Annotated in this window: 3 protein-coding genes and 1 pseudogene; 2 read left to right on the top strand and 2 right to left on the bottom strand. The window is 70.8% G+C overall.

The window, feature by feature from the left end; genetic code table 11:
- Positions 1 to 297 precede the first annotated feature (297 nt).
- A complete protein-coding gene (locus ACFQ4O_RS16100) occupies positions 298 to 1,980 on the top strand; it encodes an EAL domain-containing protein (RefSeq protein ID WP_378777152.1) in 1,683 nt (560 codons plus the stop codon).
- Between the two features lie 190 nt (positions 1,981 to 2,170).
- Here the strand turns inward: ACFQ4O_RS16100 and ACFQ4O_RS16095 are convergent, their stop codons facing one another.
- A complete protein-coding gene (locus ACFQ4O_RS16095) occupies positions 2,171 to 2,623 on the bottom strand; it encodes a cyclic nucleotide-binding domain-containing protein (protein WP_378777150.1) in 453 nt (150 codons plus the stop codon).
- Between the two features lie 34 nt (positions 2,624 to 2,657).
- Positions 2,658 to 3,344, bottom strand: coding sequence for a response regulator transcription factor (locus ACFQ4O_RS16090; RefSeq protein ID WP_378777148.1), 687 nt, complete (start codon positions 3,342 to 3,344; stop codon positions 2,658 to 2,660).
- 143 nt (positions 3,345 to 3,487) lie between these two features.
- Here ACFQ4O_RS16090 and ACFQ4O_RS16085 point away from each other — a divergent pair.
- Positions 3,488 to 3,682: pseudogene (locus ACFQ4O_RS16085) on the top strand (L,D-transpeptidase family protein); the annotation flags it as partial.

The following is a 3,682-nucleotide window of genomic DNA, read 5'->3' as shown; positions in this document are numbered from 1 at the left end:
CGGCGGGGCGCGCGGCTTCCGCGCGCGGAGCTTCTGAGGCGGGCGCATCGGCGGCCCGGCGGGCGCGGGCGGGCGCGGAGGCCGGGATCGGACCGGAAATCAGAAACATTGCGTCCTCTCCCTCCTCAGGGCGGCCCTTGCTCTCAACGGGTCAGCCGCGATCCGTGAAACATCAACCAAATCTTAACCATAGGTTCCGTCCAGATTTCCACTAAGGAAAGTACGGATGGATTCGCTAAAGTCCAGCGCCCGCGATTCGTTCCCGCTCGCCCCGATACGCTCGGACCCCGAGGCCGCATGCCGCTCTTCTCCCCGGCCCCGGACGAACCGGCGGCCCCGCCCGTTCTGGACGTGCTGCGCGCCGTGGGCGAGGCGGCCTATGTCTGGGACGTGGCGTCGGACAGCCTGATCTGGACCGCGAACGCCGCCGAGCTTCTCGGCCTGACCGACCGATTCCCCATCGACACCGCCACCCGCTACGACGCCCTGATCGATCCCGAGGCGCTGGCGACCCGCCGCTCGGCCGTGTTCGGCGCCTCCGCCCCGGATGCGGGCGAGGGCGCGCCGTTCGAGGTGGAGTACGCCATCCGCCGCGGCGGCCGGGCGCGCCGGCTCTGGGTGCAGGACCGCGGCCGCTGGTATGCGGGCGACGATGGACGCCCGGCGCAGGTGGCGGGCGTGGTGCGGCTGCTCGGCGCCCATCACGAGCGGGCGGAGCAGCTCGCGATCGCGGCGCGATTCGACCCGCTGACCGGCCAGATCGCCCGGCCGCGCCTGCTGGAGATCGCCGAGGCCGCGCTTCAGGCCGGCGCGCGGATGCAGACGCCCTCCGCCTTCGCGCTGGTGGCGCTCAGCAATCTCGGCGCGATCAACGACGCCTATGGTTTCGCGCTCGGCGACCGGGCGGTGATGGAGGTGGCGCGCCGGCTGCGCGGCGTCATGCGCGGCGGCGATTCGCTCGGCCGCTTCTCCACCTCCACCTTCGGCCTCGTGCTGCAGGAATGCGACGGGCCGGACCTGCAGGTGGCCGCCCGGCGCTTCGTCGCCGCCGTCAACGAGGAGCCGCTCACGACCGAGTTCGGCCCGGTCTCGGTGCGGATCGCCGTTGGCGGCGTGGTGGCGCCGCGGCACGCCCGCGACGTGAAGGAGCTGGTGGACCGGAGCCGCACCGCGCTGTCCCGTGCGGTCGGCGCGGTGTCCGCGTGCCACATCTACGCCCCCGATCCCGAGCGGGAGGAGGCGCGGCGCAGCAACGTGCGGCTCGCGGACGAGCTGATGCAGGCGATCAACGCCCGCCGGCTCACGCTCGCCTTCCAGCCCGTGCTGCGCGCCGCCACCCGCGAGGTGTGCTGGAGCGAGGCGCTGGTGCGCGTGCGCACCGCCGACGGCAAGGTGGTGTCCGGCGGGCCGCTGGTGCAGGCGGCGGAGGAGGTGGGCATCGTCCACGCGCTCGACCACCGGGTGCTCGATCTCGCCATCCGCCATCTGGCGACGACGCCGGGCGCCCGGGTCGCGGTGAACATCTCGGCCTCCACCACCAGCGACGTGGCCTGGATGGACGCGCTGACCTCGTGGCTTACGCTTCGTCCGGATCTGGCCGAACGGCTGATGGTGGAGATCACCGAGACGGTCGCCATCGCCGACCTGTCGGTCACCGCCGGCTTCGTCGACGGCCTGCGGGAGCGCGGTGTGAAGGTGGCGATCGACGACTTCGGCACCGGTCACACCTCGTTCAAGGCGCTGAAGGAGCTTGCGATCGATCTGGTGAAGATCGACGGGTCTTTCGTGAAGGACCTGGCGGGCCCGACCGACAGCGGCGCCTTCGTGCGGGCGCTGCTGGCGCTGTCGCGGGAGCTCGGCTTCGAGACCGTGGCCGAGCAGGTGGAGACCAGGGAGGTCGCCGACCTGCTCACCGACTGGGGCGCGACCTATCTCCAGGGCGACTTCCTCGCCGCGCCGGCGCTGCCGGCGGAGGGGTGAGCTTCAGCGTCCATATTAAGTGGGCTGGGGCCACGCCATCGCACCGCTCGTCATGCCCGAGCTTGTCTCGGGCATCCACGATTTGGCCATCTACGTTTGCACCCAGCGAACAGTCGTGGATGCCCGGCATGCGCCGGGCATGACGGTATGCGTAGGGCATGACGGTTGAGGCGGTTTTCCGACCGGCGCCTCAGCGCCGCAGCCGGGCCTCGATGCGGCGGAGGTCGGCCATGTCGGCCGCGACGCGCTCGGCGAGCCGCTGGCGCAGCGTCTCCGCAAGCGCCGGATACTCGTCGAACAGGCGCAGGAACAGCGGGCGCGCGATGCGCAGCACGTTCGCCGCGCCGGCCGCCACCGCCGTCGCGGGCCGCTTCAGCTCGGTGATGAGCGCCATCTCGCCGATCAGCGCGCCGGCCTCCACCCGCCGGCCGCGGCCGTCCTCCGGCTTGCCCCGGAACAGGTCGATCGCGCCCGACATCACCACATAGCCGCCGTCGGCGCGCTGGCCCTCCCGGAACAGCGTCTGTCCGTCGCGAAGCGTCTGGCGGTCGGCGGAGAAGGCGATCAGGCGCAGGGCGTCGTGGCCGAGCGCGTCCAGCACCGGCGCGCGGCTCAGCGTGCGAATGTCGTCCTCAAGCGCCAAGCCGCTCCCCGCATGTCGTCACGCACGCTACCCCTCAGGGCACGAGCTTGTAGCCACCGGCCTCCGTGACGAGCAGACGCGCGTTGGACGGATCGGCCTCGATCTTCTGCCGTAGCCGATAGACATGCGTTTCCAGCGTGTGAGTCGTCACGCCCGAATTGTAGCCCCACACTTCCTGAAGAAGCGTTTCGCGCCCGACCACCGAGGAGCCCGCCCGGTAGAGGAAGCGCAGGATCGCGGTCTCCTTCTCGGTCAGGCGGATCTTGGCGTTCTTGTCGGTCACCAGCATCTTGGCGCCCGGCTTGAACGTGTAGGGACCGACCGCGAACACGGCGTCCTCGCTCGCCTCGTGGCTGCGGAGCTGGGCGCGGATGCGGGCGAGCAGCACCGCGAAGCGCACCGGCTTCGACACATAGTCGTTGGCGCCCGCCTCGAGGCCGAGGATCTGGTCGGCGTCGGAATCCTGACCGGTCAGCATGATCACCGGACCGCGGAAGCCGTCCCGGCGCATCATCTTCACCGCCTCGCGGCCATCGATGTCGGGCAGGCCCACGTCCATCAGCACGAGGTCGATGTGGTCGCCGCGGGCCTTCGCGATGCCCTCGGTCGCGACGGCCGCCGTGTCGGCTTCGAACTCGTCGTGCAGATTGAGCTGCTCGGCGAGTTCCTCCCGGAGGTCGGTGTCATCGTCGACGACGAGAATCTTGCGCTTGGTGGCCATTTACGAGTCATCTCCGGCTGCGGACGCCGCATTGTCATTCCTGGGGGTGAACTAGTGCACGGCCCCCACGCTCGGCAAGGCGGCGAGACCTTAAAAGCCGCCCGCAAACTGTAGGATCACACGTTTCTGATTTGGATGTCAGCATGCCGAAGCCGTTCCGCGCCGTGTTCGTCCGGGCGCTCACAGGCGATCGCGCCCGGGGCCGGCTCATCGCCGGCGGCCTTCATCTCCCGTGCGCGCTCGGGCCGGCCGGCATCGTCGTCGACAAGCGCGAGGGCGACGGCGCGACGCCCCGCGCGGCGCTGAAGATCCGCCGGGTCTGGCGCCGGGCGGATCGG

It is taken from the genome of Methylopila musalis (assembly GCF_042679725.1).
Classification (GTDB): domain Bacteria; phylum Pseudomonadota; class Alphaproteobacteria; order Rhizobiales; family Methylopilaceae; genus Methylopila; species Methylopila musalis.
This window is presented reverse-complemented; position numbering and strand designations above follow the sequence as displayed.

Bases quoted from the DNA above. Each gene is read 5' to 3' on its own strand.
- ACFQ4O_RS16100 (WP_378777152.1), top strand. From the start codon at position 298: ATGCCGCTCTTCTCCCCGGCCCCGGACGAACCGGCGGCCCCGCCCGTT.
- ACFQ4O_RS16090 (WP_378777148.1), bottom strand. From the start codon at position 3,344: ATGGCCACCAAGCGCAAGATTCTCGTCGTCGACGATGACACCGACCTC.